Genomic DNA, 24,590 nt, shown 5'->3' with positions numbered 1-24,590 from the left:
TCCTACGCTCCTGCCCGTCTCTCACCATCTTGTGTATGAAAAAAGCGGTTCGTATTATTCTCGTTTCGGCAGGCGCGCTTTTGCTCCTGCTGGCGGTCGTGGTGATGGCGTTGTTTCAACCGCCGGTGCAGACGTGGTTGGTCCGGAAAGTTGTTTCCGGACAGCAAGGTTGCGAGATCGAGATCGGGCGCGTGAGCGCCGGGTTGAACAAGGTCGAGCTCACCGGTGTGCAAATGAAAGGGCGGGGGATGACGGTCGATTTGCCGCTGGCGGTGGTCGAGATGCCGCTGCTGGGTTTGATTCGCGAAAAGGTGGATGTGAAAAAAATCACGGCGAAAGGCTGGACGCTTGATCTTTCGCAACCGGCGGCCGAGCCTCCGCCAACTGCCGGCGCGCCCGCACCGGATGCGGGCGCCCCCGAGAGCGGCGGCAAAAATATTGGAGGGATTCTCGACATGTTGCGTTTTCCCGTCGATCTCGCGGTTGAGGACGCGGACATCGAGGGCGCGATTGTTTTTCCGCCGGAAACGCCGGACGCCGCGCCCGTGCGCGCCGGGGTCAGCGTGCGCGGCGGCCAGTTGCGCCCCGGCAATGACGGGCGGTTCGAGCTCGCGCTCAACATGGAGGGGCCGGAAAGCGACGCCGCGGTTTCCGCCATTCAAGTGACGAGCAGCCTGCTCGTGCGCATGGGCGCGGCGCGCGACATCCAGTCGCTCATCTTCGACGTCGATGCGAAGGCCTCCGGCGCGCAGCTGCCCCGGGGCGCGCGATTGCAGATCAACATCGCGGCCTCAAAAAACGCGAGCGGCGAGGATTATTCGATCAGCCTGAAGTCGCAGGAGGAGGGTTCGGAAAAAAACATCCTCAGCATAAAGGCCACCAACCCGTCCGGACCCGAGGGGCTGAACGCGATGTGGGTGGTCGATTTGCGCGATGCCGACCTCGCGCCATTCACGGGCGGCCTGGGTTTGAAACTGCCCGCGTTCAAGGCCAGCGGGCAGGGCACGTTTGCCGCGGCCGATAATTTCACGAGTTTTCACGCCGCCGGAAAAATCAGCGGCGACGCGAGCCGGCTCGAGGTTTTCGACGCGGCGCTTTCGGAGCTCGGGCATGTTAAGTTTTCAAGCGATTTCGACGTGGTCAACGAGGGCGACTTGTTGCGCGTCGGCGTGCTTTCGGCGGACGTGCTTTCGGATGTTCCGGTCGCCTCGATAAAAACGCTGCAACTCATCGAGATCAACACGGCGAACGGCGAGATCAAGGTGCCCGATCTCCAGGGCGATCTTTTGCGCGTGGATGTGCACGGGCTGCCCCTGGCGTGGGCGAGGCCGTTTATCAAGGACACGGGGCTCGCGATTTCGGGCGATCCGCTGCGCGGCGGCTTCACGGGCAGGGCGCAGGGCAACGGCTATTCGATCCGCAGCGCCACGCCGCTCACGCTGGGCGGACTGTCTGTCGCGCGGGACGGGGTCGCGCTCGTGAAAAATCTGGATGTGGCCGCGTCGTTCACGGCCGATTACTCGAATGCCGCGTGGGCCGTGGGTGTGTCCGATTTTGCAATACGGAGCAACGGCGCGCCGCTCGCGGTCGTGACAAACGCGAGGGCGGGCGGCGCCGTCGCGCCGGACGGGGGGATTTCCACGACGGGCCGGGCGCGGCTCAACATCCCCGCCATCCTTGCGCAACCGGTCGCCGCGGGGCTTTGCGCATTGTCGGGCGGCGCGGTTGATGCCGATTTTTCCGGGCGCGTCTCGAAAAAAATCTCCTCGTTCGAGGCGAAACTCGCCGCCTCGGATTTGCGCGCGGGCGACGGCGAGGCACTGCCGGAAGTCTCGGCCAATGTGCGCGCGGACATTCACGCGGACGGCACGCTCGAGATTCAGGCCCCGGCGGTGTTTGAACTCAACGGGCGCAAATCGGACATCGAGCTGGGCGCGACCCTCAAGCCCGACGGCGCGCGCCAAAACATCGACGCGTCCATCGCGAGCAACGATCTTTATGTCGAGGATCTGATGATTTTTTCCGCGCTGGTCCCCGAGGATTCCGGCGGGACAAAGCCGGGCGAGGATGTCGGCGGTGATACGAAGGAAACAGGCGCGCCGCGAAATGGTGTGAGCGGGCGGGTCAAGTTTGCGTTGAAAAATGTGGTCTGGTCGCGGGACATTCAGGCGGGTAATGTTGACGGCGCAATCAAGGTCACCCCCTCGCTCTTTTCACTGGAAAACCTGCGCGGGCAAATGGCCGACGGCGCCGAGATCAAGGCGGACGGCAGCATGAAACATGACGCCGCCGCGGGCGCTACGGCATACAGCGTCGAGGCAAGGGTGGCGCTCGCGAATTTCGATCCCGCCCCGTTCCTGCGCATGGCGAACCCCGGCAAGCAGCCGACGGTCGAGGGAAGGTTTGACGTCAACTGCGTTGTGACGGGCGCGGCCGAATCGCTTGTGAAGATAGCGGATGGCGTGAGCGCGGACCTGACGCTCACAAGCCGCGGCGGCAAATTTCACGGGTTTTCCCCATCGGTAAAATCGTCGGGCATCGACAATCTGCACAAGGACTCCGGCGCGACATCGACCATCGCGGCAATCAGCGGCGCGATTTTGTCCCTCGTCGGCAAAAGCGACAACTCCGCGACACTCGAAAAAATCAAGACGGGCCGGCGGGTTTTGGAGCGGCTTGGCGAAATCGATTTTGACCAGATCAACCTCGACGCCTCCTACAGGGCGGGAAGGGAGATTGAGATCAGGAATTTTAGCCTGCTCTCGCCCGACATGCGCTTTGCGGGGATGGGGACGCTTGGCAACAAGCCCGCGCTTTCGCTGTTCAAGCAGGCGCTTTCCATGAACCTGCAAATGGCCGTGCGCGGCGAGCAGGCGGAGGATTTGCGCGCGCTCAACATCTTGAAAAAGGAGACGGACGCCGACACGCTCGGCTACATGCCGCTGCTGGAGAATTTCAGCATGGAGGGAACCCCCTCAAACCTGATCGCCGCCAGCCTGGTGCGGCACATCGTCAGCATGCTTGCGAAGAAGTGAGAGGGTGCGCGGGCGGGATGTTTTTGCGCGAGCCAGCCCATGCGATGCACGCTTGGGCTTGCGCAAATCCAATTTCATGGTGTGTGCTCTGCGAGTGATGAGATACTTACGCTTTTTACCGCTGGCCGCATTGTGCGTGCTTTTGTTTTCGGGATGCGCCACCTACAAGGCGAACGTGAAGCCTGACGCGGATCTTTCCCAATACCAGCGCGTCTGGGTGAAGAGCAACATGAACGACAATCGCGGCATCGGGCACTTCATTCGCGAGGCGCTCCGGGAGCGCGGCCTCGAATCCGACCTCGGCCCGCTCACCATGATGCCGTTGAACACGCAGGCGATCATCTCCTTCACCGATTCGTGGACATGGGATTTCAAGGACCACATGACCGGGCTGACGCTTTCGTTTAAGGACACCAAAATCGATTTCCCTATCGCGACCGCGACTTACGTCGGGCACACCTCGTTCACAAAAGCGCCGCACGAAATTGCCGAAAAACTCGTCGACAAACTGTTCGGCGAAAACACCCCGAAGAAAAAATGAACCCCGCCGGGGCGGGCAAACAACCGGCGTCCGATCGACATTAACTGAACACTTGCCCTCGTCGCGCAACCGATGACAATCCCGCCACACTCGACATGACAAATCCAACGCTCCGCATCGTCCCGCTCATCCTCGGTGTTTGTTCGCTCGTGCTTCTGTCTTTTTCAGGATGCGCGCATAAAAAAGAGTATGTTCCCGAAACCGATCCGAACGCGCCCCCGCCGCCCGCGATGCAAGGCTACGGGGAATTTTTCGACGGCAAACTGCTCGTCGAGGCAAGCCTCGGCCGCGGCTTCCGCATGCGCCCCGGAAAAATGCGCGACATGGACGGACGGCGCGGGCGCGGGGACAGTTTCACCGAGGTGTATTATGTCGATAGCGACGACGAGCCCGAGGAACAATATTTCATTCCGCGCATGAACAACAGCACGCTGCCCCCGGTTGCGCTCCGTCTGCGCGTGACCAACCAGATGGCGGAATCGGTCGAGGTGGAGTTTATCGAGTGCAATTCGCTGCTGGGCAATTTTGCGGTGCGTCCGGAAAAAATCACAATCGCCCCCGGCGAGACGGGGGCGCCCGAGCCCATGACATCGCTGCTCGGTCTCTCGGCCGGCGAGTTTCAGTTGAAAATCGGCCTCAAGGTCGGCGCGATACAGGAGAGCAAAATCCTGATGCTGCACACGCTCAAGGACGCCCGTCCACCCGAGACGGAAAAGGGCAGGCGCGGCAAACCCCCGCGCCAGCCGAAGGAAAACTGAGCGCGAGGTTTGATGGCGGTGTGGAACCAAGCAGCGCTATCGAATGAAAACAGGCTTGCGCCCGCGCGTTGCTTCGCCGCATGTTCCACAAATCCGGCATTTGTGCCGGATGTTCTTTTCACACCCGACACATCACGCTCAGGGCACTGGGAAAAGCCGTGAAAACCGGCTACAGTTGCGCTGCGGTAACGCATCAGTCCAGACCATCGTTCGCGTCTTAAACGCGCGATAAAACCAGTCGGCCTCCCGGTCGGCGAAGGAGATGGCGAGGCAGGCGGCGCGTCCGATTTCGAAAACGCAAAACCACGTTTCACGAATCGCGCGCGCCCCGGCACATGCGGAGTCCGAATATCCACCCTTGGGCGCTCACGCGGCCGGCGCGAAATTTTTGCGCGCGCTGGCTTCGCGAAATCTTCATCGCAAAAATGAAGCGTGAGAGCAGTGCCTCGAGTTCGATTGCGCGCCACAAAAAACGCAGGGCGCGCAACGAGCCCTGTCTGCTCTTGCCACCAACCAAGAGAGACAGACCCGTGAACCAACACAAAAACCGTTCGCTGGCCCGCGTCCGCGCCTTCCGCGCGTCGGGACAGCTTTTTTCATTCGCGAACATCGCGGCCGCCGCCGCGTTCGCCGTTGCCATCGCAACCGCCGCCACCGGCCCCGCCGCGCGTGCCCAAAGCGTGACCGCGACCGCTTCCGCGCCGCAACAACAGCCCGGCACCGTCGAGCTCGAAGCCTACGTGGTGTCCGCCTCGCGCACCGCGCAAAATATCAAGCTCACGCCCAGCAGCGTGACCTCCATTTCGCTCTCCCACATGGAGAACTTGCAGATTCCCGATCTGCGCACCGCCTTGCAAACCATCCCCGGTGTCAACGTCTCTGAAACCGGCGGCGCGGCCGGCAGCCAGTCCGCGATTCACATTCGCGGCGCGAGTAAAAACCACACGCTCTTTCTCGTCGACGGCATCCGCATGAACGCCGAGGACTGGACCAGCGACTACAACAATTTTCTCGGCGCGTCCGGGCTCGCCGGCTTGGAGCGCGTCGAGATCCTTCGCGGCCCGCAAAGCACTCTTTACGGCAGCGCCGCGCTCGGCGGTGTCATCTCGCTTGAAACCGCCCGCGGACGCGGCCCCGCGCACGGCATGATCGCGGTCGAGGGCGGTTCGTTCGCAAGCATCGGCGGAGTTGCCGCCGTGGCTGGCAGCGTGCCCGTAACGACCGGATTTTCCGCGCAGCCGCAATCGCTCAGTTACAGCGCCGCGCTTTCCGCCTCCTACACGGAAAACGACCGCGACAACAACGATTTCAGGCAGTTCAGCGGCTCCACGCGCCTCGAATACAAACTCGCCGACCGCGTCACCGCCGGTTTCACCTTTCGCGGCCTCAAGTCCCGCTACGAGGAGCCCGGCCCGGTTTACAGCCCGGGCGACGCCGGCGTTCTCGATCTCGATGTCAACATCGCCACCGTTTACGCGGCGTGGAATCCCGTTGAAAACTTCGACACGCGCCTCACCTACGGCTGGGTTCAAAACATCTACGACTGGGACGCCTCCTGGCCGTCCCTCGCGCACAGCACGCGCAACGTCCTCGACTGGCAAAACACCTGGCGGGCCCTCGATCAGCTCCAGCTTGTCGGCGGCGTCAACACCGAGTGGTCGCGTTACACTTCCGGCGGCGAGACCGAAAGCGACCGCCTTGTCTCGGCCTATGTGAACGCCGTCGCGAACCCGCTCAAAAACCTTGAGCTCACCGCCGGTGTCCGCGTTGACGATTACAACACCTTCGACACGCGCGCGACCTGGCGCGCGGGCGCGGCCTATCGTATTGAAAAAACGAATACAACCGTTCGCGCCACCTACGGCACCGGCTTCAACGCCCCCGCGCCCCAATACGTGCGCGGCGGCGGATGGTATGTGGAAAGCCCCGACCTCAACCCCGAAAAATCCAAGGGCTGGGACATCGGTTTCGAGCAGGATGCCTGGAATGATCGCATCACCTTCGGCGGCGTGTTTTTCAGGAATGATTTCGATAACAAATTTGTCGCGAATTACGACTCCGGCAGCGGCCTCTACAAATACACGAACATCCCCGCCGCCACGACCAGGGGTGTCGAAGCCTATGTGTATGCGCGCCCGATCGACCGGATGGGCGTTCAGGTTGCCTACACCTATCTCGACACGCGCGACAGCAACGGCGCGCGTCTCATTCGCATGCCGCGCCATGTGTTTTCGGGCGACGTCAATTATCGTGTCACCAAGGAGCTGATGGTTGGCGCCGGCGTCACCTTCGCCTCGGGGCGCCCGAGCGAAACCTACAGCGTTTACGATGCATATTGGAATCCAACAACGGTCGTGCAGCGGATGGGCGGTTACGCGAACGTCCGCCTCTACGGCGGCTACGAGGTTTGCTCCGGCTTGAAACTCAAGCTGCGCGTTGAAAATCTCCTCGATAAAAAATACGACACCGTCGCCGGTTATCCCGCATTGCCCGTCGGCGTGTTTGGCGGCATTGAGTGGAAATTCTGAAAATGGAACAATTACACAAGGTAGGGCGAAGCCTCCGGCTGAGCCGCAAACAGCGTTCGCTGCTCAAACTGTTTCGGCTCACCGGGGACGGTTCGCCCTGCCTTGTTGTTTTTCTCCTCCTCCTTTTCACCCTTCACCTTTCACCCTTCACCCTTCGCGTGCGCGCGGACGCACCGCGTCCGCGCGCACGCGTTGTTTCCCAAACCGTCGGCAACGACGAACTGCTCCACGCGGTCGCCGATCCCGGGCAAATCGCCTGCCTCAGCCACCTTTCGCGCGACTCCAGTTTTTCCGCCATCGCCCGGGAGGCCGCCGCGTTTCCCAGCCTCCAAAAAAACGCCACCGCCGAAACCATCCTCTCCCACGAACCGACGCTCGTCATCTTCAACGATTACAGCCGCGTCGAGCTCGTCGAACAAGTGCGGCGCGCAGGCGTGCGCGTGATCGTCATCAGCAAATACTACACGCTTGAGGACGCGTTCGATAATCTTCGCATGATCGCGCGAGAACTCGGTCCCCGCGCCGAGGCCCGCGCCGAGGCCATCATTGCCGACGGCCTGCGCCGTGTCGCGGCCCTTCGCGAAACGCTCAAGGGCGCCAAACCCGTTCGCGTCATCGCGCCCTCGACCTACGGCCTCATTCCCGGCGACCAGAGCACGTTTCAGGACCTTTGTGATTATGCCCGCGCCGAAAATCTCGCCTCCACGCTCGGACGTTTGCACGGACACCAGGCGCCGCCCTCGGAAAAAATGCTCACATGGCCGATCGACAAAGTCGTGCTCATAGGCGCGGACAAAAACGCCGCGCTTGCGCCTTACGAAAAACTTCCGCCCTATCAATACATGTCCGCAATCCGTGAAGGCCGTGTCGCGCTCCTCGAACCCTGGCAAATAAGCTGCGTCTCCCACCTGCGCATCGGCGCCTACGAACGGCTGGCGCGGGAATTGCACCCGGCGCGGTTCCCGCTAATGAATAATGGAAAATGAAAAATGAACAATGGGGAAAACAACTCATCCGGTGGAAGGGAAAGCGCAACGGCCGCAAAGCGTGCGCGCCCTTCGCATCAGAGATCATTCTTCATTCTACATTTTCCATTATTCATTAGCATAGTCCTGCTCGCGGGACTATGCGTCGTCTCGCTCTGTGTCGGCGACATGAACCTCTCGCCCGCGCGCACGCTCGACGGACTGCTCCGGCGCGACGAGCTCGCCACGTTTGTCATTTGGAACATGCGCCTTCCGCGCCTCCTTGTTGCGATGCTTATCGGCGGCGCGCTGGCGTCGAGCGGACTCGTCATGCAGGCGTATTTTCGCAACAGCCTCGCCAGTCCCGGTCTCCTCGGCGTGAGCGCCGGCGGCACGGCGGGCGCGGTCGTTGCGATTGGGGCGGGATTCGCGGCGGGCACGTTTTTTCTCCTGCCGTTCGCATCCATCGCGGGCGCGTTTATTGCGACGGCGTGCGTCATCGCGCTCGCGCGGCGCGGCGCGGGCACCGAGCGGCTCCTGCTCGCCGGCATCGCGCTCAACGCCATGCTCGGCGCCGTTTCCAGTTACGTGCTTTCCAACGCCACGCTCACCTACGAGCGCAACGCGCAAATCCTTTTCTGGCTTCTCGGCGGGCTTGAGGATCGCACGTGGGAGCACGTCATGATGGCGTCGCCAATCCTGCTCGCCGCGCTTCTGCTCTGGCCGCTCGGCCGGCAAATGGACCTGCTCAGCCTCGGCGCCGACGAGGCGCAAAGCCTCGGTGTCGATGTGCGCCGCCTGCGTGGCTGGCTGCTCGTGCTCTCGACCGTGCTCACCGCGCTTGCGACGGCGGTCACCGGCACGGTCGGATTTGTCGGACTCGTCGTGCCGCACATCTTTCGCCTGCTCGTCGGCCCCGAGCACCGGCGGCTTGTTCCGCTTTCGCTGGTTGGCGGCGCGGCCTTCGTCGTCGCGTGCGATCTCATCGGACGCGAAGCCGGCGGACTGCGCATCGGCATCGTCACGTCGTTAATCGGCGGGCCGTTTTTCCTGTGGTTATTAAGGAGGCAGGCATGAGCGGAATTTTCGATTTTGGATTTTGGATTTTGGATTGGGAGCTCCCGCTCCATTTTCGATTTCGTTTCCGCGCGGCAGCGCGCAATCGAAAATCGAAAATCGAAAATCGAAAATTCCCCACCCCATCCCTCTGATGTCCGACGCACTGACAATCTCCAATGCCACCGTTCCCAGACGCATCGCCGGCGTCAGCCTCGCGCTTTCGCCCGGTGTCATGGCGGGACTCGTCGGACCCAACGGCTCCGGGAAATCCACGCTGCTCCAAGTCGCCTCCGGATTGCTTTCGCCCGGGCCCGGCGACGTGCGGTGGAGCGGTGTTCCGCTCGCGCGCATTCCGATTCTCGAACGCGGACGCCGCGCCTCGTGGGTGCCGCAGGAGGCGCATTTCGAGTTCGGCTTCACCGTGCGCTCCGTCGTGGCGCAAGGCCGTTACGCGCACGACGACGACGGCAAACACGTTGACGAGACACTCGCCCGGTTCGATCTCACCGCGCTCGCGCACCGTCCCGTCACCCGGCTCTCCGGCGGCGAACGCCAGCGCGTGCTCCTCGCGCGCGCGCACGCCACCGCCGCGCCCCTGCAACTTTGGGACGAACCGCTCGCCGCGCTCGACCCGCGCCACGCGCTGAAGATTCTCCTGCTTGGCAACAAACACACGCGCGCCGGCGGCACGCTCCTCTTTTCGCTGCACGACCTCCGCATGGCCTACATCCTCGACATGGTTGTGGTGATGCACGAAGGCCGTCTCCGCGCCGCCGGCAAACCCGCCGACGTGCTCACGCCCGAACTCCTCCTCGAAGTCTTCGGCGTCCGCGCCGAAATCACCTCAAGCCTCTCCTTCGCGCTGCCCTGAAAAATTCCAGTCCCGACTTAAATCGACTTGGGGCGACTTAAGTCGTTTTCAAAAAATGAAACAAAATCACACACCGCAAACCACCGCCGAAAAAACCGGGCCGCAAACCGAGGCCGAGCACGCCGGGCACATGAAAGCCGTTCAGGCCGACATGCGCGCCAAGCTCGAAGCGACCCGCGAAAAACGCGGCCTCGTCATCGTGCACACCGGCAACGGCAAGGGCAAAAGCACCGCGGGCTTTGGCATGGTCGCGCGCATGCTCGCTCACAAACGCAAATGCGCCGTCATCCAGTTCATAAAATCATCCAACGACGCCGTTGCCAAACTCCTCGACGGCCCCAACCTCCGCTGGCACCACGTCGGCGAGGGTTTCACGTGGGACACGCAAAATCGCGACGCCGACATCGCCCAATGCCGCGCCGGCTGGCAACTCGCGCTCGAGCACATGCGCGACCCCGAAATCTCGCTGATCGACCTCGATGAAATCAACGTCGTCCTCGACCTCGGCTATCTTCCCGTTGACGAAGTGCTCGCCGCGCTCCGCCAAAAACGTCCCGACCAGCACATCGTCTGCACCGGGCGCAACGCCCCCGCCGCGCTGATCGAGCTCGCCGACCTCGTCACCGAAATGCGCGAAATCAAGCACCCCTTCAACACCGGCGTCCAGGCGCAGGCGGGCATCGAGTTTTGAAATTTTCGATTTTCGATTCTCGATTTTGGATTGGGAGCTGCCGCTCCATTTCCGATTTCGAGATCGCGCGGTAGCGCGCAATCGAAAATCGAAAATCGAAAACCGAAAATCGAAAATCCATCCACCAATCTCATGTCACACACTCCTCCCCTCATTCCTTCTCTCGCAAACGAACTGGAACCCGCGCTCCGCGCGGCCATCGACAACAAGACCAAGCCGCCCGGCTCGCTCGGACGGCTTGAGGAAGTCGCGCTCCGGCTTGGCCTCATGCAGGGCACGCTCGCGCCCGAGCTTCGCGCGCCGGCGTCGCTCGTGTTTGCGGGCGACCACGGACTTGCCGACGAGGGGGTGAGCCCGTTTCCCAAGGCAGTCACCGTGCAAATGGTGCTCAACTTTCTCGCGGGCGGCGCGGCGATCAATGTCTTCGCGCGCCAGCACGGGCTCCACCTCAAGGTGATCGACGCCGGTGTCGCCGGGGCGCTGCCCGAGCATCCCGATCTCATCTCGCGCAAAGTCATGCCCGGCACGCGCAACGCCCTTCGCGAACAAGCCATGACGCCCGCCGAGGTCGAGCTCTGCTTTGCGCACGCCGACCGCATCATTGGCGATCTTCACGCGCGCGGTTGCAACGCCGTCATCTTTGGCGAAATGGGCATTGGCAACACCTCCATCGCCTCGCTCCTCATGAGCGCGCTCACCGGCACTCCGCTCGAGGACTGCACCGGGCGCGGCGCGGGGCACGATCCCGCCGGGCTCGCCCGCAAAATCGACATTCTCAAACGCGTGCAGGCGCGTCACGGCCCGATCACCGATCCGCTCGCCGCGCTCGCGGCCTACGGCGGTTGCGAAGTCGCGATGATGGCCGGCGCGATGCTCTCCGCCGCCTCGCGCCGCATGCTCGTGATGAACGACGGTTTCATTGTGACAAGCGCGCTGCTCGTCGCCTCGCGCATCAACCCCGCCGTTCTCGACTACACGATCTTCGGGCACACGAGCGCGGAGGGCGCGCATCCGAAACTTGTTTCGCTGCTCGGCGGCAAGCCGCTCATCGCGCTCGACCTGCGTCTCGGCGAGGGAACCGGCGCCGCGCTCGCGTGGCCGCTCGTCATGAGCGCCGCCGCCTTCCTCCGCGAAATGGCGACCTTCGAATCGGCCAAAGTCAGCAACAGGGAATGAGCGCAACGAAGGCGCAGGGGGCGCGAAAAACAGATTTTTTCTTTGTGCCTTTTGCGCCTCTTTCTTCGTTTTAAACCATGTCTTTCCTCCAAACTGAGCTTCGCGCGCTGCATTCCGCGGTGATGTTTTTCACGCGGATTCCGATGCCGTCGTTCAAGGACTACGATCCCGGCGACCTGCAACGCTCGTCGGCTTATTTTCCGCTGGTCGGCTGGCTCACGGGTGGCGCGGCGGCGCTCGCGTGGTGGGGCGCGATTCAAATCTGGCCGCCCGCAATCGCCAGCGGCGCGAGCCTTGCCGTCACGCTGTTGCTCACCGGCGCGTTTCATGAGGACGGCTTTGCCGACATGTGCGACGGCTTCGGCAGCGGCGCGCCGAAGGACCGCGTGCTCGAAATCATGCGCGACTCGCGCATCGGCGCGTTCGGCGCGATCGGGCTTGTCGTCATGCTCACGCTCAAATGGCAGGCGGTCGCCGCGCTGCCGTTGCAACCGGCGTGGCTCACGCCCGCGCTTTTGCTCGCGGCGCACACGGTGTCGCGCGGCGCGTCCGGCACGCTCATGACCACGCTCGCGTATGTGAGCGAACAGGGGAAGGCGAAACCGCTCGCCACCACACTGCGCGGCTGGCGCCTGGCGGTTTCGCTTGTGTTCGCGCTCGCGCCGCTCGCGCTGCTGCCGGTGCGTTTTTGGTGGACGCTGGTCGCGGTTGGTGCGGCGCGCGCAGTGATGGCGTGGCTCTGCAAACGCCGCATCGGCGGCTACACGGGAGACTGCCTCGGCGCGACCCAGCAGGTCTGCGAGGCCGCGTTTTATCTCTGCGCAATCGCGCTTGTTTGGGCAAGGTAGCACAGACATTCTTGTCTGTGCCGTGAATCACTCGCGCACCGAACACAGACAGACCCAGCCGGAAATATCCGTGCTGTTTTTATGAATAGTGCGGTATTCACTTGCGTTCAAATTGCGCTGACGAAAAGTCCTCGCGAACTTCATCAATCCCATGCCCCACGAACGCGATCTCGTCGGCCTCGGCGCGGATATACACATATCCCGGAGAAATCTTCCCCACTGGACAATCAGCGCAAGCACCGGGGCCGTTTATTGGATCACTTTTAGACTCGCTGATTCCATCCCGCAGGAAACGCTGCGCACATGGCGAAACAGCTTCAATGTTTGGAAACAAGCGCATCCGCCGCCGTGGGATGCCGCGGTTTGGGCCGAATATGACGAACGCTTCGGCAAACATTATGAAGCATGGCTCGATCAGGGCAACGGTTCGCGCGCGCTCGCAAAATCCCATGTTAGGGACATTGTCACCAACTGTCTGGCACGTTTTGTCGGCGAACGTTTTTTGCTGCATGCAGCCGTGATCATGCCCACGCACGTCCATGCTTTGATGCAGCCGCTCCATCATCACACAATCACCGCGACTCTAAAGGGCATCAAGGGCGCGAGCGCGAGAGCGGCCAATCAACTGCTCGGCACAACAGGATCGTTCTGGCATGACGAGAGCTACGACCACATTGTTCGCAGCAATGAACAGCTTGCACATTACTTTCGCTATATTGCGGACAACCCGCGCAAGGCCGGCCTGAGTTTCGATGAATACTGGCTATACAAAAAATAAAGCGGCACAGGCACAGACAAGAATGTCTGTGCTACCTTCCCGGAGCGTTTCCCGCGTTTTTCTCATCCGCCACACGCGTGTCGATGTCGCGCCGGGGGTTTGCTATGGGCAAACCGACGTGCCGCTCGCGTCCACTTTTGCCGATGAAGCCGCGACCGCGCTTTCACTCATGCCCTGGCGGCCGTCCGAAATTTGGACGAGCCCGGCCTCGCGCTGCACGCGGCTCGCGGAGCGTTTTGGCGTTTCCAATATCCGCGTCGATCCGCGCCTGCTCGAACTCGATTTCGGTGAATGGGAGAACCGCGCGTGGGAAAGCTTTCGTTCGCCGCGGAGCGAGGCGTGGGCGCTCGACCCGATGCGCGTCCGTCCGCCAGGCGGCGAGACGGGCGCGGAGTTGCACGCGCGCGTCGGCGGGGTTCGCGACGAAATTCTTTCGCGCATCGCGGCGGATGAAAGCGGCGCGTTGCGCATCGCAATCATCACGCACGCGGGCGTGATCCGTTCGTGGCTCGCCCATGCGAGCGGGCGCGGCCTGATGGATTTTTTCGGCGAGCCCGTGCCGCATGGTTCGCCGCTGGCCGCCGCGTGAAGCGTTGACACTTATTTTCCGCAATCGTTCTCTCTGCGGGACAAAACTTCGTCATGTCGCGCCCGGCTTACGTTCTCCAAATTTTGAATGCACGCGTGCGTTTCGCACGCGGCGCGGTTGTGTTGGCGGTTTTGTTTGCCATTGCGTTTTTGTTTTCCGGCTGCGCCCACGCGCCGCTCAACCAGCCGCTCGACAAGGACACGCCGCCTCCCGAGAGCCTGCGCGCGCCCGCTGAAAACACAACCGACCTCGCCGTTTTTCTGTTTTTTTCCGGCGGCGGCAAACGCGCCTCCGCGCTTTCCTACGGCGTGCTCAAGGCGCTTGCCGACACGAGCGTTTCGCTCGACGGGCACGCGCACCGCCTGAGCGACCGGATCGAGTTCATCTCGTCCGTTTCCGGCGGCAGCTTCACCGCCGCCTATTACGGCCTCTACGGGGATCGCATTTTCGAGGACTTCGAAAAACGCTACCTCAAGCACAACACCGACGCCGCACTCAGCCTGCGCCTCCTCAACCCCTACTGGTGGTTTCGCCTCGGCTCCGGTTACTACGGACGCAGCGACATGGCCGCCCGCTACTACGACAAGCGCCTCTTCAAGGGCGCCACCTTCGGCGATCTCCTCAAAAACGGAAACCGCCCCATCCTCTCCATCAACGCCACCGACGCGGGCAACGCCGAGCAATTCTCCTTCACGCAGACAACCTTCGACCTGATCTCGTCGGACCTTTCCCGTTACCCCATTTCCCGCGCCGTCGCCGCCTCGTCCGCAGTGCCCGTCGCGCTCACGCCGGTCACGCTCAAAAACTATTCCACCAAGACCTCCTCGGCCACCTACGTCGATCCGCTTCTGCTGCCCGCGCGCAAGACCGACCCGTTGCGCCCCCTCACCGAGCGCGAGCAATACCTGCGCAAAATCATGCGCTCCTACACCGACGCGGGCGAGCGGCCCTTCATTCACCTCGTTGACGGGGGCATGTCCGACAACCTCGGACTGCATGGCATCATCGACGCGAGCGTGATGCTCGGCGGCCTGCACGAATTGATGGCCCACGTGCGCATGAAACCGCCCGAAAAACTCCTCATCGTGATCGTGAACGCCGAGGCGCGGCGCGGCGGCCACCTCACCGATGTGGAGCGCACGCCCGGCTCGCTCGAAACCATGAGGCAAATAAACGACATCCGCGGCAACCAGCGCAACGCGCGCACGCTCGAGTCGCTCATGCACCTCGTCGAGGACTGGCAATACAGGGACCGCCCCTTCACCGCCGCGGCGCAGCTCGCGCCCGAGTTTTACATCGTCATCGTCGATTTCGAAAAACTTTCCGACGACAACGAACGCGAATTTTTCCAAACCCTGCCGACTCGTTTTCACCTGCCCGACAAAACAATAGACCGCCTGACAGCCGCGGGCGGAAAAATCCTGCGCGACTCGCCGGAGTTTCAACGCCTCCTGCGCGACCTTGCCGGAGACAATCGCGGGAAATGAATCCAGCGGGCACCCCGGAGGCAAAACCTGTTACGATTGCGCGCGACGGAGGTTGTCAGCGACGATGGCGGCGGCGATGGCGGCGTTGAGTGATTCGGCGCGGCCGTGGCGGGGAATGGTGACAAGTCGCGTGACCGTCGCGCGAACTTCCGGCGTGAGTCCGCGTCCCTCACTGCCGACGACAACGACGGCATTGTGAAGGGGCTCGAGCTCGTGCACATCGCCGCCGCCGAGATCGCAGCCGAGAACGGGCGTGTCTGCTTGCGCGGCCTCGATGAGAACGGGGGCGAGCGGAGTGGCGACGGCGCGCACGCGCGCGAAGGAGCCCATGCTGGCGTTGATGACTTTTTGCGAAAAAAGATCGGCGCACCCGGGCGAGCAGACGACGCGATCGAAGGCGAACCAGTCCGCGATGCGCAGGAGCGTGCCGACGTTGCCGGGGTCCTGGATGTCGTCGAGCGCGAGTGTGAGTCCGCGCGCGAGCTCGTTGTCGGCGAGCGTGGGGCGCGCGATCGGGCCGACGGCGAGCGCGGCGCCCGGTGTCGGGTAGTGGCTGATGCGCGCCATTTCGGCCTCGGTGACGGGAGTCGCGTTTTTGGCGAGCGGCGAGCTTGGCGTGGCGTAGATTTCCAGAAAGGGGAATTTTTCGCGGAGGAGTTCGGCGATGACTTTTTCGCCCTCAACGACAAAGAGGCCGAGCGCCTCGCGATGTTTTTTTTCGCGGAGCGAGCGAATGCGGGCGATGTCGGTTTTGGAGAGCATGGGGGTGGAAATTTTCGATTTTGGATTTTCGATTGGGAGCTTCCGCTCCATTTTCGAATTCGGCACCGCGCGGTAGCGCGCAATCGAGAATCGAAAATCAAGAATCGAAAATTCGTTCAGCGGGAGATTTTCACGAAGTTGCGGTAAAGTTGCAGGCCTCGCGCCTGGCTTTTTTCGGGGTGAAATTGCGTGGCGTGGCAGTTGCCGCGCGCGATTGCCGCTGTGAACGCGCCGCCGTAATCGGCGGTGGCGAGCACGACCGAGGGATCGTCGGGCACGCAATGGTAGCTGTGCACGAAATAAAACGACTCGCCCTCGGACTTGAGACCGGCGGCGAGGGGGGAGCCGGGTTGTGTGAAGCGCACGGTGTTCCAGCCCATGTGCGGAATTTTGTATTCGGGCGGAAGCTCGAAGCGGACGACTTTGCCGGGGAGAATGCCGAGGCCGCGCGTGTCGCCCTCCTCGGAATATTCGAAGAGCGCCTGCATGCCGAGGCACACGCCAAGGAAGGGGCGGTCGGCGGCGATCCACTCGCGCACGGTGCCGGCGAGTCCGCTGGCTTGCAGCGAGGCGACGCAATCGCGGAGCGCGCCGACGCCGGGCAGGACAAGCCCGGTGGCCGCGGCGGGCAGCTCGGCGGGCGTGCGTATGACGTGCGTGGCGGCGCCAACGGCCTCGAGCGCCTTGGTGACGCTGCGCAGGTTGCAAATGCCGTTGTCGATGACGGCGATGTGTGTGGTTGCGGTGTCTGTCTGGTCGTTATTCACGGACGAAGAAAAGGCGCGTATGTTTTTTTGAGCGGCGGTTTAAGTCGAATTAAATCGAGCCGCGACGGAGCGTGGCGGTGAAAAAGCCGTCGGTGTTGTGCTCGGCGGGGAGAATGGTGGTTTGCCGCACGAGTGTGAAATCGGCGTGCGCGGGATCGGCGAGGAAGGCGGCGACAACGTCCTCGTTTTCGCGGCGGCTGAGCGAGCAGGTGGCGTAGATGAGCAAGCCGCCGTCGCGGACGAGCGGCGCGTGGCGCGCGAGGATTTCGAGCTGGCGCGCGGCGGCGGTGCGAATGGTTTCCTCTGTTGTCGTGTATTTGAGGTGCGGGGCGCGACGCCATGTGCCGGTGCCGCTGCAAGGGGCGTCGACCACGACTGCGTCGTGGGATTTTGGATTGCGGATTGCGGATTTTGGATTGCCGGACGCAAGCGTGGGTTGGGGGACGATGCGGATGTTTTTTATGTTTGCGCGGGCGGCGCGGGTTTTGAGTTCGGCGAGGGCGTCGGGGCGCGGGTCGGTGGCGTCGATTTGCACGGCGGGACCGAGGAGGCGCGTGAGTTGGAGCGTCTTGCCGCCGGCGCCGGCGCAAGCGTCGAGAAAAAGGCTGAAGGACTGAAGGGCTGAAGGGCTGAAAGATGCGAGCGCGGTCGGCAGGATGAGTTGCGAGCCGAGGTCCTGAATTTCGAAAAGGCCGCGTTGGTGGGCCTCGGTTTTTGTGAGGTCGGGGTCGTTGGCGGCTTGGAGCTCGATGGCGTCGGGGAGGACGGGCGAGGCGCGCCATGTCCAGCCGCGCGCGGCGAACTCGGCGAAAACGGGCGCGAGGTTGTCGGTTTGCAGGCGGAGCCAGAGCGGCGCGCGCGTGTGGAGCGCGTCGATGTTGGGCGGCTCGAAGGCCGCGGGACAATGTTCGCGAAACCACGCGGGGAGGAGCGTGGCGGGTTGTTGTTCGAGGATTGCGGCGCGTTCGGCGATGGTGGCGGGCGCGGGCGGAAAGTTGGCGAGGAGTTGCTGTTTGAGGGGAAGCGTGCCGGGGGTGTCGGGGGCGAGCCAGAGAGCCAAATGCGAAATGCGGAGTTCGGAATGCGGAATGAAGGACGGGCTGGCGTGGGCGTTTTGGGTTTCGAGCCAGGGCAGGTGGCGCAGCGCGGTGTAGATGAGCTCGCGATAGAGGCGGCGGTCGCGGGAGCCGAAGCGTTTTTCCTTGGCGAGGCGTTGCTGGATGCGCGCGGGGAGGTTGCGATCGGTGCGGATGTGGGGGCGGATTTCGTCCCAAAGCGTTTCAAAGATGCGAAGCTGGTTTTCGGCGCGCGACATGGGGGTGTTAATTACGGATTACTAATGACTGATTACTAATCATGAATGACGCGTCGGGTGGGTGTGCCGTGCTTCGGGCGCATGGGTGTTTTCCATTAGTAATTTGTAATTGGTAATTCGTAATTTCTCAAAAATTCATGAGGCGAACCTCGATGCTAAAGCCGAATTTGCTTTCGCGGGCCTGGCCTTCATAGAGCGAGATGCCGTAGCGAATCGTCCAGAGGTTGTGGCCGAGTTTTTGGATGATGCCGAAGCTGCGCTCGTTGAAGCGATGCTCGCGCGCGTCGTAGCGCAGGCGTGCGTAGGCCTGGTAGGTTTCGTTGAGGCGGTAGCGGCTCTCGGCAATGTATTCGTTGATCTGGCCTTTCAGATAGTGCGTGGACAGGCCGGCGGACCAGAGCGAGCCGTCGTTGATTGAGAAACCGGTGTTGATTTCGCGGAGTGTGAAATCCCGCGGGGTGAAACTTTGGTAGAGGTTGAAACGGAGCCACGGCGCGGGCATGAGCGCGAGTTCGGCATGGATGGCGGAGAGGTCGTGCTCGCCGTCGGGCGCGGTGCGGTCGAGGCGAAAATCGGCGGCGAGGTTGAGCATGGCGAGGTCGCGCGAGCCGTATTCCTTGTCGCGGGTCTGGAGTGTGTTGTCGAGGCCGATGCGGAAGGTGTTCGTGGGGCTGATTTGGTCGATGTTGCGAATCTCGCCGAGGCCGAGCGGCTGGAGGTAGGTGGAGAAAGTTTGGTCGTCAACGGGCGGAATATAGGCCGAGCCCTTGTCGGCTTTCGGGATGTAGCGGTAGGAGAGACGCGGCGTGACGAGGTGGCGGAGGCCGTCGATGCCCCATTTTTCGTTTTTGTAATCGAAAGTGCCGGCGGCGCGGAGCGTGGCGTCGAAGCCGATTTCGCCGAGGTAGCGAGTGTAGTCTTTTTTGCCGTTGGCGTCGGCATAGTGGGTGACGCGCGCGCCGAACACGGGGGTGAGCGTGGCGATGTCCTTGTAGGCGACGGGGCGGTAGAGCGCGTAGTAGGCGTCGAGGCGGTTGCTGTCGATGCTCGCGGGCAGATAAAGCGGCGAGTCGTCGGTGAGCGAGGCGGCGCTGGCCTGGCCTTTTTGATAAATCCCCTGCACGCCGATGAGGGAGGGGAGGAGGTCGAAGCGGACTTCGGGAAGGCGTTGCTGGACGGGGTAGTAGGAGTTGAGCTGCGCGCGGGCGAAGACGGAAATGATGAAGTTGTCGCGCGCATAGTCGGCCTCGAGAAAATTGTCCGGCTGCTGCACGGGATAGAACTCGTTGCGCCTGAAATCGCGAATGATCTCGGAATCGCTCCAGTAGTTTATCTCGCCAAAAACACGCAGGTTGGGGGTGACGCCCTGGCTGTGCCGCCACGTGACGAATCCCCGGTCGGCCGGCACGGGGCGGTCGAGGATGTCTGTGAGGCGGTTGCCGTTGTCGTGGATGTAGCCGGTGTTGAGCGAACCGGTCATGCGCCCGCCGCCGGGCGTTGCGATGTCGTAGGCGGCGGCGGGGCCGAAAAGGACGCCGCGCTTGGTGTAGTAACCGACATTGCCGCCGAGCCGGAGTCCGTCGGCGACGGGCACAAGCGTGCCAAGGTCGAGGAACGCGCCGAGGTTGCCGCGATAACCGATCCTGCCGCTGGTGTTGCCGATGAAGGAATTCCCTCCTACGCCCTGCGAAAGGCGAGGCAGCTTGATGACGGGAACCGCGCCGATGCCGATGCGTGTATTCGATGTGTGGATACGCTGGTCGGACCCGCTTGTGTAGGTGAGCGAGCCGGCGCCGAGCTGCGGGACAAAGACGCCGGGTTCCTGATACGATACGGTGGCCTCCGTGAGCGTGACGGCCTGCGCGGAGCCGGACGCCCGCGCGCCCGAAATGTAGTAGGGAAACTCGCCGAGCCGGGGCGCCTCGACGGAGAACGTGCCGTCGGCGATGTTGTAGACGAACTCGTCGGCCAGCATGCGCATGGGGCCGCGCGTGAAAACGACACGGCCGCGCGCGACGGCGGTGTTGCCCGCGCGGTTGTAGCGCAGCTCGTCGGCGGTGAGGAGCGCGATGCCCTGGGTGAAACGGGCGTCGCCGGTGTAAACGATGTCGCGCGTCGCGCGATCAGTGCGCACATTGCCCGCGGTGAATTCGAAATCCTGAAAAGCAAACTCGCGCGCGAGCGCGGACGCCGTGCGTGACACCGTCGCCGTGCCGTCCGCAAAAACGCAGAGCGGCGGCAGGGTGAGAATAAAAATGGCGAAAAGGCGACGAATCACGATTCGCGGGAGCAAAGTGAGACGCGGGGCGGCGTGCAAGCACGGGGTTTTGTCGCTGGTGTCGAGGGGTGCCAAATTTTGATCGGATCGTGCCTGAGCCCGGGAACGCGGACATCTTGTCCGCAGGTGTTTTTTTGGGGGCGGCGCGGCGCGCCGTCTTGCGGGCGAGACGCCCGCGCTCCCAGGCGCAAGCGCGTTATTGTTGCCCTGCGAAATTTTGCTACGTTCTCAGTGATGGGCTCGTGGGTTTTCGTTGCCCTCGCGGAAACGTCCGCCACGCTTTGCCGCCATGAGCGCCGTGCCAAAATTCCCATTGCTTTTCCCCCAGCATGTGATCGCCGCGAAACGGGACGCGCGAAAACTTACGCGCGACGAGATCGACGCTTTTGTGCGCGGCGCGACCGACGGCTCCTGGGCCGATTACCAGTTGAGCGCGATGCTCATGGCAATTTGTATTCGAGGAATGGATACGGACGAAACCGCCGCGCTCACGGAGGCGATGATGAACTCGGGCACGGTCGCGGATTTGCCGGGCGTTCGCCTTCCCAAGGTTGACAAGCACTCGACCGGCGGGGTGGGGGACAAGGTCTCCATCCACCTCGCGCCGATGGTCGCGGCGTGCGGCGTGGCGGTGCCGATGATGAGCGGGCGCGGCCTCGGGCACACGGGCGGCACGCTCGACAAGCTGGAGTCGATTCCGGGGTTTCGCGTCGGGCTCACGTTGCCCGAGTATCGCGCGCAAATGGAAACGCTCGGCGTCGCGCTCATCGGGCAGACCGCCGAACTCGCGCCCGCCGACAAAAAACTTTACGCGTTGCGCGATGTGACGGGCACGGTTGAAAGCATCCCGCTTATCACGGGCAGCATTTTGTCAAAAAAACTCGCCGAGGGAATCGACGCGCTCGTGCTCGACGTGAAGTTCGGCGCGGGCGCGTTCATGAGGGAAAAGGCTCGCGCGCGCGAACTCGCGACGACGATGGTCGCCGCGTGCCGCCATCTGGGCAAACCCGCGCGCGCGATCCTCACCGCGATGAACCAGCCGCTTGGCCGCGCCGTGGGCAACGCGCTCGAAATCGCGGAGTGCGTTGATTGCCTGCGCGGAAAAGGTCCGGCGGATTTGATGGAGGTCACTTATGCGCTTGGCGAACAGATGTTGTTGCTCGCGGGCGTGGCGAAGACGATGGGGGAGGCGCGCGCAAAATTGGAAAACGCAATCGCGAGTGGCGCGGCGTTGGAAAAACTGCGCGCGCTCATCGTCGCGCAAAATGGCGATCCGCGCGTGGTCGATGATCCGGCGGGGCATTTGCCGTCGGCGAAACATCAGGAGGCGGTTGTTGCCAGTTCCGGCGCGGCGGGCGGTTATGTTGCGGGTGTTGACGCGATGGGTGTCGCGTTGGCGGCGTTGCGTTTGGGCGCGGGCCGTGTTCGCGCGGAGGACAAGATCGACCATGCGGCTGGCATTTCGAAACTCGTGAAAGCGGGCGCGCGCGTGGCGGCGGGCGACACGCTCGCGGTTATCCATGCGAACAACGAGGACGCGCTTGCGGAGGCTCGCGAAGGCGTGGCGAGGGCAATCACGTTTTCGCAGGCGCCGGTCGCGGTGGAGGCGTTGGTGACCGAAATCATTTAAGGGGGTCGCCGTGGGGACGCACCTGACATGCGACCTCTTATACCAACATCCTTATGTTTTCAGACTATTCAGGGTAGGGCGAACCCTCCGGGTGAGCCGAAGCCGTGAACGGCTCACCCGGAGGGTTCGCCCTACCAAAGTCCAAAAGCTCGTAGACGTTGGTATTATGCGAGAGACTGTGTGCGAGCGTGTGCACAAAGCGGGCGACCACGAGGACGCACGCAAGGTGCGCCCCTACGCGAAACATCATGCGTTGCGCGCATGAAAAAAGGCGGCTTTTCAGCCGCCCTTTTGAGGGTGAGATTGTGATGCTGCCGCAGGATCAGTTCACAGGCACGATGAGCGGCTTGTATTTGCCGACCATCCAGTTTTCCACGGTGATCGTCTTGGCCGTCGCACCGGATTGGGCGGTGGCGTTGGACATCGGATCGAGTTGCACGGTTTTTTCGCCGACCTTGATTTTGGCGGGAATGCTGCTGCGGTTCACAAAGATCAGGTTTCCGCTTTCCTTTTTGATTTCAACGCATGCTTCGAACAGCTGGCGCACCCATTTTTCCTGTCCGAATACCATGTTCGCGGCCCAGCCGATGGTGCGCTTGGCGAAGAACGCCTCGCGAACCGATTCCAGCGTTTTTTCCTTTGCGAGCACGAGCGTGATTGGGCGCAGGGGATTGCGCACGCCATACATGTCGAACTCGGGCGGGTGGATGTCGCTGTTGGCAAAAACGGCGAGGTTTTTGTCGGTGCACCATTTTGCCACAACGGGATAAAACTGCTTGCCGTTAAAAGCCTCGATGCCGTGCATCCAGCCTTTTTCATACATTTCCTTGTGAACATCGGTGAAGATGGTCGGCGCGCCGTTGGCAATGCCGCCGCTTTTTGGCGCCTCCCATCCGGGATGGTTCCAGAGCAGGAAGCCGCCTTGCGCCACGGCCTCCTTGAACATTTCGCGGAAGTCGTTCTGCTTCGCCGCGATCTTGTTCACGTCGGTGACGAAGAGCGCGTTGACGTGGCCGGGGGGCATTTTGCTTTTGGTGATTTCGGTGCCGCGCACCAGAAGGAGCTTGCGCTTGCCGGCTTCGACCTTGGCAATCTCGTAGGAGAGGTTGTAGTCCTCGGTCCCGTTGAGCAGGGGGAAGTTGGTGACTTTGCCCGCCTTGTTTTTGCGGGGGACGCCGCCGACAAACGGACGGTATTCGATGTGGTCGGTGATGGCGATCACGTCGAGGCCGTTGCCGTCGGCCTCGATCACGCGCTGGGTGGGCCAGACGCGTCCGTCGGAGAAAAGGGTGTGGATGTGGAAGTCGCCCTTGAGCACGCGGAACTCGCCGACGTTGGGGATGGTGATGGTGCGCTTCGCCGGTGTTTTGCTGAGCTCCTTGCCAAAGCTCACCGTGTAGCTGATGTCCGGGTTTTCGCCGGGTTTGGGCGTCACGCCCTTTGCGAGGGTGGTTTGCGGCATTGCGCAAAGCACCAGTCCGCATGCCAGAAGCGTGGAGTTTTTTAGTAATTTCATGGGTTTCGTTTTTTTGGGTGTGAGTTTGCAATGCAACAGTTTGGGAAAAATTGGGCAATGGAAATGTTTATGTGATTGAGCCGCGCGCAATAGAGACTCGACTTGAATTGAGTTGCATCGATTTAAGTCGAAATGGACGGATGCACGCGTGAGAATTAAAACACGCCTCCCTCCCTCAAGACGCGCCAGCCGCAGGCGGTGGTTCTGGTGCCTTGACCGGTGCTTTCTTGCTTTCGAGCATTTGGACGAACTCGCATCGCTCACTGGGCGACTGAAACGCATTAAACGGAATTCGGGCACGACCGATGTCAGGAAACTCAAGGTAAAGATACTCGCCTTGCTCATAAATATGAGAGAGTTCCGACAGCGGGAAAGAATAGGTAAGCCCTCTGCTGCCAGTCACGAATTTATCACCCACAACTTCGCTCGTCCATAGTTCAGAATCCGGAAGCGAAGCAATGTAGCGGGATGCCATCTTTCGATGCACAAAAGCGAACCCCTTGTGCCACAACAAGTAAATAAGCCAGAGTAAGCATGTCAGGGCGATCGCATGATCAACGGTTGCCGTGAGCCATAATGCGAGTAGGAAATTCGCTCCCCAAAACACGAGCGCGAGGGACTGGTGTATCCAGCCTGGCATGATCTTTTTTCCCTGATCTCGGACGAATTCTATCTGAAAGGAAACAGCTTCTCCAGCCGGAATCTTGTAAGTTAAACGCATCTTTTGTTGAACAGGTTATTGGGCTGCCCCGAGTGCAGTGTTTTTAGGGAGAAGGGTGGGAGGCATTGCGCAGGAGTAGAAACCAGATATTCCCTCCTAATCAAACAATTACGCCGCTCGAATCGCTCGCATTTTCGTCTCAGTTGGAGGTTTCGCTCTCCAGAAAAATCAGCTTACGCGGGCTGGGTTTGTGCAACCCTTTCAGGGTTGTGTATTCAAAAACAAAAAACTCAGGGTAGGCTCCGTTGTCGCCGACCCTGGGCTAAGTTGTGAAA

Annotated in this window: 20 protein-coding genes; 14 read left to right on the top strand and 6 right to left on the bottom strand. The window is 62.0% G+C overall.

From position 1 onward, the window contains the following. The first annotated feature begins 35 nt into the window (after positions 1 to 35). The 13 genes from M2103_RS00765 to M2103_RS00705 all read left to right on the top strand — a co-directional run bounded on the left by M2103_RS00765 (position 36) and on the right by M2103_RS00705 (position 15,326). Entirely contained in the window at positions 36 to 3,035 is a 3,000-nt protein-coding gene (locus M2103_RS00765; RefSeq protein WP_277508095.1) for a hypothetical protein, read from the top strand. Between the two features lie 97 nt (positions 3,036 to 3,132). Then, complete coding sequence (locus tag M2103_RS00760) at positions 3,133 to 3,576, top strand: hypothetical protein (RefSeq protein ID WP_277508094.1); 444 nt, start codon at positions 3,133 to 3,135, stop codon at positions 3,574 to 3,576. A 95-nt stretch (positions 3,577 to 3,671) separates the two neighbouring features. Beyond that, positions 3,672 to 4,334 carry a hypothetical protein gene (locus tag M2103_RS00755; protein ID WP_277508093.1) on the top strand — a complete coding sequence of 221 codons (663 nt, stop codon included), beginning with the start codon at positions 3,672 to 3,674 and terminating at the stop codon, positions 4,332 to 4,334. A gap of 530 nt (positions 4,335 to 4,864) precedes the next feature. Then, complete coding sequence (locus tag M2103_RS00750; protein ID WP_277508092.1) at positions 4,865 to 6,862, top strand: TonB-dependent receptor; 1,998 nt, start codon at positions 4,865 to 4,867, stop codon at positions 6,860 to 6,862. 2 nt (positions 6,863 to 6,864) lie between these two features. Beyond that, on the top strand, positions 6,865 to 7,848 hold the full coding sequence (locus M2103_RS00745) for an ABC transporter substrate-binding protein (RefSeq protein WP_277508090.1): 984 nt from the start codon (positions 6,865 to 6,867) through the stop codon (positions 7,846 to 7,848). A 93-nt stretch (positions 7,849 to 7,941) separates the two neighbouring features. Next, positions 7,942 to 8,904 (top strand): iron ABC transporter permease, encoded by a 963-nt coding sequence (locus M2103_RS00740; protein ID WP_277508225.1) that lies wholly within the window; start codon positions 7,942 to 7,944, stop codon positions 8,902 to 8,904. 133 nt (positions 8,905 to 9,037) lie between these two features. Further along, the gene (locus tag M2103_RS00735; protein ID WP_277508088.1) at positions 9,038 to 9,757 is read left to right on the top strand and encodes an ABC transporter ATP-binding protein; all 720 of its coding nucleotides are present in this window, start codon (positions 9,038 to 9,040) and stop codon (positions 9,755 to 9,757) included. 55 nt (positions 9,758 to 9,812) lie between these two features. Beyond that, complete coding sequence (gene cobO / locus M2103_RS00730) at positions 9,813 to 10,448, top strand: cob(I)yrinic acid a,c-diamide adenosyltransferase (protein ID WP_277508086.1); 636 nt, start codon at positions 9,813 to 9,815, stop codon at positions 10,446 to 10,448. A 132-nt stretch (positions 10,449 to 10,580) separates the two neighbouring features. Continuing rightward, positions 10,581 to 11,624, top strand: coding sequence for a nicotinate-nucleotide--dimethylbenzimidazole phosphoribosyltransferase (gene cobT, locus M2103_RS00725; protein ID WP_277508085.1), 1,044 nt, complete (start codon positions 10,581 to 10,583; stop codon positions 11,622 to 11,624). Positions 11,625 to 11,701: 77 nt separating this feature from the next. Further along, positions 11,702 to 12,472 carry an adenosylcobinamide-GDP ribazoletransferase gene (locus M2103_RS00720; protein WP_277508083.1) on the top strand — a complete coding sequence of 257 codons (771 nt, stop codon included), beginning with the start codon at positions 11,702 to 11,704 and terminating at the stop codon, positions 12,470 to 12,472. 151 nt (positions 12,473 to 12,623) lie between these two features. Next, positions 12,624 to 13,250 (top strand): transposase, encoded by a 627-nt coding sequence (locus tag M2103_RS00715; protein ID WP_277508082.1) that lies wholly within the window; start codon positions 12,624 to 12,626, stop codon positions 13,248 to 13,250. Between the two features lie 22 nt (positions 13,251 to 13,272). After that, positions 13,273 to 13,839, top strand: a complete 567-nt coding sequence (locus M2103_RS00710; RefSeq protein ID WP_277508081.1) for a histidine phosphatase family protein — start codon at positions 13,273 to 13,275, stop codon at positions 13,837 to 13,839. Positions 13,840 to 13,934: 95 nt separating this feature from the next. Then, positions 13,935 to 15,326, top strand: a complete 1,392-nt coding sequence (locus tag M2103_RS00705; RefSeq protein WP_277508080.1) for a patatin-like phospholipase family protein — start codon at positions 13,935 to 13,937, stop codon at positions 15,324 to 15,326. A gap of 30 nt (positions 15,327 to 15,356) precedes the next feature. Here M2103_RS00705 and M2103_RS00700 read toward each other — a convergent pair whose 3' ends face one another. The 4 genes from M2103_RS00700 to lptD all read right to left on the bottom strand — a co-directional run bounded on the left by M2103_RS00700 (position 15,357) and on the right by lptD (position 20,448). Beyond that, the gene (locus M2103_RS00700) at positions 15,357 to 16,088 is read right to left on the bottom strand and encodes an RNA methyltransferase (protein ID WP_277508078.1); all 732 of its coding nucleotides are present in this window, start codon (positions 16,086 to 16,088) and stop codon (positions 15,357 to 15,359) included. Between the two features lie 116 nt (positions 16,089 to 16,204). Further along, entirely contained in the window at positions 16,205 to 16,855 is a 651-nt protein-coding gene (hisH, locus tag M2103_RS00695; protein ID WP_277508077.1) for an imidazole glycerol phosphate synthase subunit HisH, read from the bottom strand. A 49-nt stretch (positions 16,856 to 16,904) separates the two neighbouring features. Further along, positions 16,905 to 18,170 carry an RsmB/NOP family class I SAM-dependent RNA methyltransferase gene (locus tag M2103_RS00690; RefSeq protein ID WP_277508076.1) on the bottom strand — a complete coding sequence of 422 codons (1,266 nt, stop codon included), beginning with the start codon at positions 18,168 to 18,170 and terminating at the stop codon, positions 16,905 to 16,907. Between the two features lie 127 nt (positions 18,171 to 18,297). Then, positions 18,298 to 20,448 (bottom strand): LPS assembly protein LptD, encoded by a 2,151-nt coding sequence (lptD, locus tag M2103_RS00685; protein WP_277508075.1) that lies wholly within the window; start codon positions 20,446 to 20,448, stop codon positions 18,298 to 18,300. Between the two features lie 289 nt (positions 20,449 to 20,737). Here lptD and M2103_RS00680 point away from each other — a divergent pair, with 289 nt between their 5' ends. Further along, positions 20,738 to 22,078, top strand: coding sequence for a thymidine phosphorylase (locus M2103_RS00680; RefSeq protein ID WP_277508074.1), 1,341 nt, complete (start codon positions 20,738 to 20,740; stop codon positions 22,076 to 22,078). 322 nt (positions 22,079 to 22,400) lie between these two features. On the opposite strand, the gene M2103_RS00675 is transcribed toward M2103_RS00680, so the two are convergent. Both M2103_RS00675 and M2103_RS00670 read right to left on the bottom strand, forming a co-directional pair. After that, entirely contained in the window at positions 22,401 to 23,594 is a 1,194-nt protein-coding gene (locus M2103_RS00675; RefSeq protein ID WP_277508073.1) for a hypothetical protein, read from the bottom strand. A 175-nt stretch (positions 23,595 to 23,769) separates the two neighbouring features. Next, positions 23,770 to 24,315, bottom strand: coding sequence for a hypothetical protein (locus M2103_RS00670; RefSeq protein ID WP_277508072.1), 546 nt, complete (start codon positions 24,313 to 24,315; stop codon positions 23,770 to 23,772). Positions 24,316 to 24,590: the final 275 nt, after the last annotated feature.

The sequence above is a fragment of the Ereboglobus sp. PH5-5 genome (assembly GCF_029504805.1).
In the GTDB taxonomy this organism is placed as follows: domain Bacteria; phylum Verrucomicrobiota; class Verrucomicrobiia; order Opitutales; family Opitutaceae; genus Ereboglobus.
Note: the sequence above shows the minus strand (reverse complement) of the source record. Positions and strands in the feature narration are given on the sequence as shown.